3 protein-coding genes are annotated in these 6,562 nt (G+C 43.4%); 1 reads left to right on the top strand and 2 read right to left on the bottom strand.

Features of this window, described 5'->3' with window-relative positions; genetic code table 11:
• Positions 1-32 precede the first annotated feature (32 nt).
• Entirely contained in the window at positions 33-2,435 is a 2,403-nt protein-coding gene (locus A3761_RS02770) for a class I SAM-dependent DNA methyltransferase (protein WP_068513868.1), read from the bottom strand.
• Positions 2,432-4,120 carry an NUDIX hydrolase gene (locus A3761_RS02775; protein WP_068513870.1) on the bottom strand — a complete coding sequence of 563 codons (1,689 nt, stop codon included), beginning with the start codon at positions 4,118-4,120 and terminating at the stop codon, positions 2,432-2,434. The genes A3761_RS02770 and A3761_RS02775 overlap by 4 nt, the downstream gene beginning before the upstream one ends.
• A 329-nt stretch (positions 4,121-4,449) precedes the next feature.
• Here A3761_RS02775 and A3761_RS02780 point away from each other — a divergent pair, with 329 nt between their 5' ends.
• Positions 4,450-5,142, top strand: a complete 693-nt coding sequence (locus tag A3761_RS02780; protein ID WP_068513873.1) for a hypothetical protein — start codon at positions 4,450-4,452, stop codon at positions 5,140-5,142.
• Positions 5,143-6,562: the final 1,420 nt, after the last annotated feature.

Consider the following 6,562-nt stretch of genomic DNA (forward strand, 5'->3'; position numbering starts at 1 on the left):
AACATACTCAGGGTATGCTTGATACTTACCCATTACGAATGCACCTCTTGCAGCAAATTCATAATCTCGGCAGACACAGCATCCAAATCCGCATCAATCGCTTCCAAATCTCTTGGCGGCTGGTACTGATAAAAATGGCGGTTAAACGGAATTTCATAACCGACGATGCCCACTTCCTGATCTTTATCATCCGTCTTGCTGGCATCGATCCAGGCATCGGGTACATGGGGTTGTACCTCTTTTTTGAAGTAGGCTTCGTTCAACGCATTGACGGTTTGTGATGGATCAAGGGCAACGTTTTCATTATCACGCAAGTCACCATCGGTTTTGTACTCAATCACTCTCTTTTCGCTGCCGGCACCTCCATCCACCTCAAACAGACCATAAAGCGGGTTGGCTTCGGTATTTTTATGCAGCTTTTTAATCACCTTTTCCGCTGCCGGGTTTTTCCAGCTTACGGCGGTGGTGATTTGTTTTTTCTCTTTGGTATCCAGGCTAATGCCTTGAGCTTTGCAGGCGGCTTTGATGGCGGCTTCATAGCCGTTCATATCATCGCACTGTACAGTGCCTATCTCTGCCTGTAGCTGCTTGGCTTTTAGCAGGCATTGCTTTTGTGCTGCCCAGGTTTTGTGGTCTAACAGTTCTTTGATTTTGGCTTCTTTTAAATCACTGAAATGGGTTTTCAAGTGTTTGCGGATGTCGGCTTCATTCTCGGCTAATACACCGTAGTTCTCACAGCCTTCGTCATCGCTCCAGCTTTCAGCATAGTTTTCATATACCCACTTCATCGGCGCGTTTAACGGCTTGGGGGCAAAGCGCAGCTCGGCGATGCGCTCATCATTGAATTGGTAGCTCTCGCGTAATGGGCGCTCGATGGTGATGCGGCGGTAGCCAAATTCATGGGTGGCGAAGATTTTACTGGCGAAGGTTTTGGGGGCTTCCGTTTTAGGGTTTTCCGATTGTCGGCCACGGTTGCTTTTTTGTTCGGCAGGTTTATCCAGCTCACGAGCATCCACCACTTCAAAGGCTCCAAAGCTGCGGGTGATAGTGGCGATGTCATCGCTGCTCATTTCGTTACGTTTGGAGCCTAGGGATTTACGCATCTTGCCGCAGAGGTTTACGCCGTTGATCAGCTGTACCTTGCCTTTGCGCTCATCGGCCTTTTTATTCGACAGCACCCATACATAGGTGGCGATGCCGGTGTTGTAGAACATATCGGTGGGCAGCGCGACGATGGTTTCAAGCAGGTCGGCCTCAAGGATGTAACGGCGAATTTCGCTCTCGCCACTGCCTGCACCACCGGTAAACAGGGGTGAGCCGTTGAGGATGATGCCAATACGGCCACCGGTCGCTCCCGGCGTCCTGCCTCCCGCGACACTTGTACCTCCATGTACATCGCCTTCGTTCGGTCTTAATTTGCTGATCAGGTGCATGAGGAATAATAACGAGCCATCGCTCACTCTCGGTAAGCCTGGGCCAAAGCGGCCGTCGTAGCCCTTGAGGGTGTTTTCGTCTTTGATGGTGGATTCGATCTTTTTCCAATCGACACCAAAGGGCGGATTGGAGAGCATATAATCAAACTTGGAGGCTGCGAGCTGATCATTGGATAAGGTGTTGCCGAGTTTAATATTGGTGACGTCCTGGCCTTTGATCAGCATATCGGCTTTACAGATGGCGTAGCTCTCAGGGTTAAGCTCTTGGCCAAAGGCACGCATGACCGCTTGTGGGTTTAACTCGTGCACGTATTCCATACCCGAGGAGAGGAAGCCACCGGTACCCGCAGTGGGGTCGTAGATGGTGCGGATGATGCCGGGCTTGGTGAGGGCGTCATCATCTTCCATAAATACCAGGGAGGTGGTGAGGCGCACAATATCACGGGGGGTAAAGTGTTCCCCGGCGGTTTCATTGGAGCCTTCAGCAAAGCGGCGTATCAGCTCTTCAAACACCAGGCCCATATCGTGGTTGGAGATGGCCTTGGGGCTAAGATCGGTTTGGCGGACTTTTTGTACGATTTTAAACAGTAAGTCGGCATCGTTTAACTGGCCTAGGAATTCGGCGAAGTTGAAGAACTCGAAGATTTCACGGGCATCTTTGGAGAAGCTTTGGATGTAGCTTTCCAGGTTTTGTTTGATGCCGTTTTGGCCCAGCTTGGAGAGATCCATTTTTGAGGTGTTGTAAAAACTTAAACCTGAAGCGCGAATCAGCAGCTTTTCCTGCGCTTCTTCGGGCAGGTTCATTGTCTGTATTTCTTCGAATTTAGCTAAAACCTGCTCTTTGGTTTCTTCTAAAACACATTCAAGGCGGCGTAAGAGCGTAAATGGCAGGATGATGCGGCCGTATTGGCTTTGCTTGAAGTCGCCGCGTAACAGGTCGGCGATCGACCAACAATATGCTGCTAGGTTATTGGGTGTTGGTGTGCTTTCAATCGAACTCATCGACTTGATTCCTTAGTCTGTGTTTCTTCGTCTTCGGTTTTATCAAAAAGCTGGAAGTTAGATTTAAATGAACGTATCAGCGCTCTTAGGCCAATCCCTTGATTTAGGGAAGACAACCTTTGAACATTCTTTTTGAAGGTATCAAGGTCTTTCTGTGAGTCACCACTAACGTCTTTATCGGCCATGAGCTCTTTCAGGCCAATCTTAAGCGCTCCAGAAATTTCTTTGGTGTAAGAAGCTGATTCAGATTCAATTAGGTCAGTCGCAATCGGATTTCTCGTAACAATTAATTGAGTTTTCTTATCGACCGAATCTTCTAAACGATATTCAAATGCTACCTTATGGAAATAAACGTTCGATCCTGCCAAGGCTAGACGGTAAAAGCGCTCTTTATAACCTTCAATAATCGGTAAGCCTGCATCACTTAGTTTATTAGTTAAACTTCTCGCACAGTCATTAAGATCGTCATCAACTATTTCTACCCAACCATTTATTAATAGCTGAATTCGTTCAGAGCATGACTCAGCTTCGGAATCCTTTGCAAAGAGACTCAAGCTTAGCAGCAAGTTGTGCTCTTCATCAGTTAAATTGCAATCTAAGTCCTTTTCTTTGCCGGTCTTACCAGCGCTGATTTTCTCTGAATTATCTAGCGAGAATGTCGTTGAAAAAGAATCTGGAAGCTCTGAGAGTGTATTCACATAGCTTGGAGAGATACTCTCTATAGATTTACGCCAATCATCTTTAGAATCGTGATCCTCGATCAAGGCATCGATATACGCCATTCTGCCATCTTGAGACTTAGCCTTAACAAGCTCATCAGCCGTAAACCATGTTAGGTTTTCATCTGCGCGGATGCGTTTAGAAAGCGCAAGTAGGCCATCTTGAGTAAGATTAATATGGTAAACATGTATTCGGTATTCCGTTAGCGCATGATTTGCACCACCGCCTTCGACAGCGGTGTAAGGTTTAATGGTGCGCCAAGATGAATAGGAATAGTGTTCTTTAGGATTCAAACCTGTTTCTTCAGATAATTCTCGCTCAAGGGCGACCTCTATTGCGTCAGATTGATTGGATGCCTCTGGGCTTTGTAAGAGACTGACTGCAGCGAGTGTATCTAGCTCTTTGTTCGCTTCCATTAAATCGTTTTGCGAGACACGACCACCAATTAACACATAGTTGTTTCGGTTCTTACGGGTCTTATCTTCTCGGTGCCTTAGCAGAAACTTACCATCCACTGAAATAAGACCCCAAGCTACATGTACGTAACGAACGGGCTGCGCAGAAGTATTGTGGTGCCTTTGTCTTTGGTTTTCTAAGTAGTGCAATACATTACGCTGTTCTTCAACAACTTCAGAGTGGTCACTTTGCGCACCCCAGAAACCTTTTGGAAATAGGCTCTGATCACTATCTTTAAGTGAAGACAGCAACGACTTAGCCATCAATGAAGCAGGAAAAGATTTGAATCGCCAGATACCGTGCTCTAACAAAGTATCATCCAGCAAACCCAGTCCAACGAATAATCGTTCAACTAACGAAATTGCTGAAGTGATTTCTACGTTATCTGGACAGTCTTTGGAAATACTGTCACGAATATTAACGGAAGATGCTTCACCGCCCTCTTCTGCGTGTAAAGGAAGGTGTTTATATATTGTATTGAGGGCTTCAATAGTCCCTAAGTTATTCATTGTGGCTCGCTTTTTATAATCAAATAAACCGTTTTATTCTTCCTAAACTAAACGACTTAAGATTTTTTGGTTTCTACCCTGAAACCTTTCGAGCAAGTATGTCTGTTCGCTACTTCTTGTGTTAGGGACTCCAGGGGGACAAAACCAAACCAACCAGATTCCTCAGGCAACCCAGTCTACCCCATATTCGAACGCTCAGCTATATAAAATATAAGATTTACAACTACTTGTACTTCATTCTAATAATTTCCTAGCGCTCATGAAATCAATAATACTTGCGTATTTTATAAGTGACATATTTTTGGAGGTGACCACAAAAGGAGAACTCTATGACTTACACAACTGACCTATTACGCAATATCATCCTAAACCAAGATATCTACAGCTACGGTACTCACTGGCAAGAAAAGCCAGATCACTGGAAAAGACATGTCTTAGCTCTCGTAAGTGATATTGGAGACGAGCTAGGTACCATTTGGAAAAGCAAGGAGGGAAATTGGCACAATAGTTCGGGAGTATGTTTGGGAGATTTTGAACTTGCCACTAAAGATCTAGAGAGATCTTTAACACGTGGTATTGCCGTATCTGCGGAAAACTTGTCTGAACGTATGAGAAGATCTAATCCCAAAGGCCTACATCAAATATCCGGATGCATTAAACTGAACACCTTCGAACGATACGTAATTGAAAAATCAATTGCTTCGATTATCCAAAAGGTCATTGGTCAATTCAGTGTCCAATCGACTTTGAAGTTGAACGATCCTGTTAGTGACAATTGCCCTATTAAGGTCCACCCAATAACTTTGGGCTTCAGGTTTCAGGAAGGAAAATGCGTCATTAAACCTCAAGCACTCCCACTTAAAACCGAAACCAAACACGTTGAAAATGGAGAGCCAGTTATCACACAAATACGGCTCTGCGACCTTTCTGATCAATCATTCATGACAACTGTAAGAAAACTCATGACAGAGCAAAATATACCCCACTCGAAATACACAAGCCTTGAAAAATGCGTAGTTTGAATTTAACCAACGACATAATCGCAAGGTTCTATCGCACCTAAATACACTAAAAAACCTGAGCACAACATGTTAGTGCTCAGGATAGGGAATTTGGCCATTTTAAAACTAAAAGACACAACTTTTCGAAACCTTGTGCTCAGGATAGGTTTTACCACCTGTAATTTGAGATTTCAGAAGTTTGTGCTCAGGATAGTATTTTATGCTCAAGGTCATCGTACATCATTCTTTAAAGCCCTCATCTATGTGCACAAATAAGTTATTTTTTGTGCTCATCATTCCTGAGCATTTACAAAACAAAGGAAGTGCTCAGGAATAATGAGCATAAACCTTACGATTTAAGTTTTTACATCTTTGTGAAATTAACTGAAGCATATAGAGTCTGGAAGTGGATTGTAAATTCGACCTTGAACTTAAGGCTCTTCTAGCCAGTGTTCGTAGAGAAATTAATCCAGATACTTTACGTACCCTGCACAAACTAAGTGACCAATCGTTAACTATTAACTTTGGAGAGCCCAAACATCAAACTTTTCAAAACCCGAAACTACCAATTTTTAAAAAATGCTTGCTCGAGTTTAATAAAGCCAAATAACGCCATCTCCAATCGCGTTAAAAATACACCTATAAGGATGAGCATAAAGGGTTTATGCTCAAGTAGGGATTTTGGACTATTAATAAGACTAAAGACACAAACTTTTCAGAGTTTATGCTCATATAAGGTTTTCTATAAGCAACATTCGAAAACCAAAAGTTTATGCTCATAATAGCTTTTTTGAATTCGCTGCTAATTTCTTAATTCCAATAAAAATTCACTTAATTAATTCCTTGTGCTCATCAGAAGATGAGCACTCACAATCAAAACTTTGTGCTCAAATATAATGAGCACAAAGATTTGACAATCTTGTTCTCCTTAAAAAGATTATGAAAATCAGTTCTGTTAATTCTGTCGGTGACTATTTCCCCTAATCGAACGTGTAGGTGTGCACAAGGGGTACTACAGAAGTACCAATGCACGCTTATCTATAAACATATCAGCAGACACACCCTTGCGTACCCCTACCGTACGCCTTGCCCCCCCCCCTTCAGCAAAAACGTTGGAACAAAACCCATTAATAAAGGCATCTTTAACAAACTTATTACCATACCTCTTTCACTAAAATTTATTAGAAACCTTCAAACATGGAGGTTTTCACCATTTTTGTTGCGTCTCTTATTCAAAACATAAAATAGAAAACGAACACCTTGTTGCGCGGTACGTTAAAAATACACGCCGTACGCACCGGTGGTGCGCGGAAAACACGCTTAAAGTAGAGCCTCAAATCACTTAAACAGGTAACTAATGCAATGAATAGAGAAACAAACATATCGATTCCATATGGGCGCGTGGTTCACCAGAAAATACTCGAGGCTACTCATGGATTTA

It is taken from the genome of Oleiphilus sp. HI0123, from assembly GCF_001635315.1.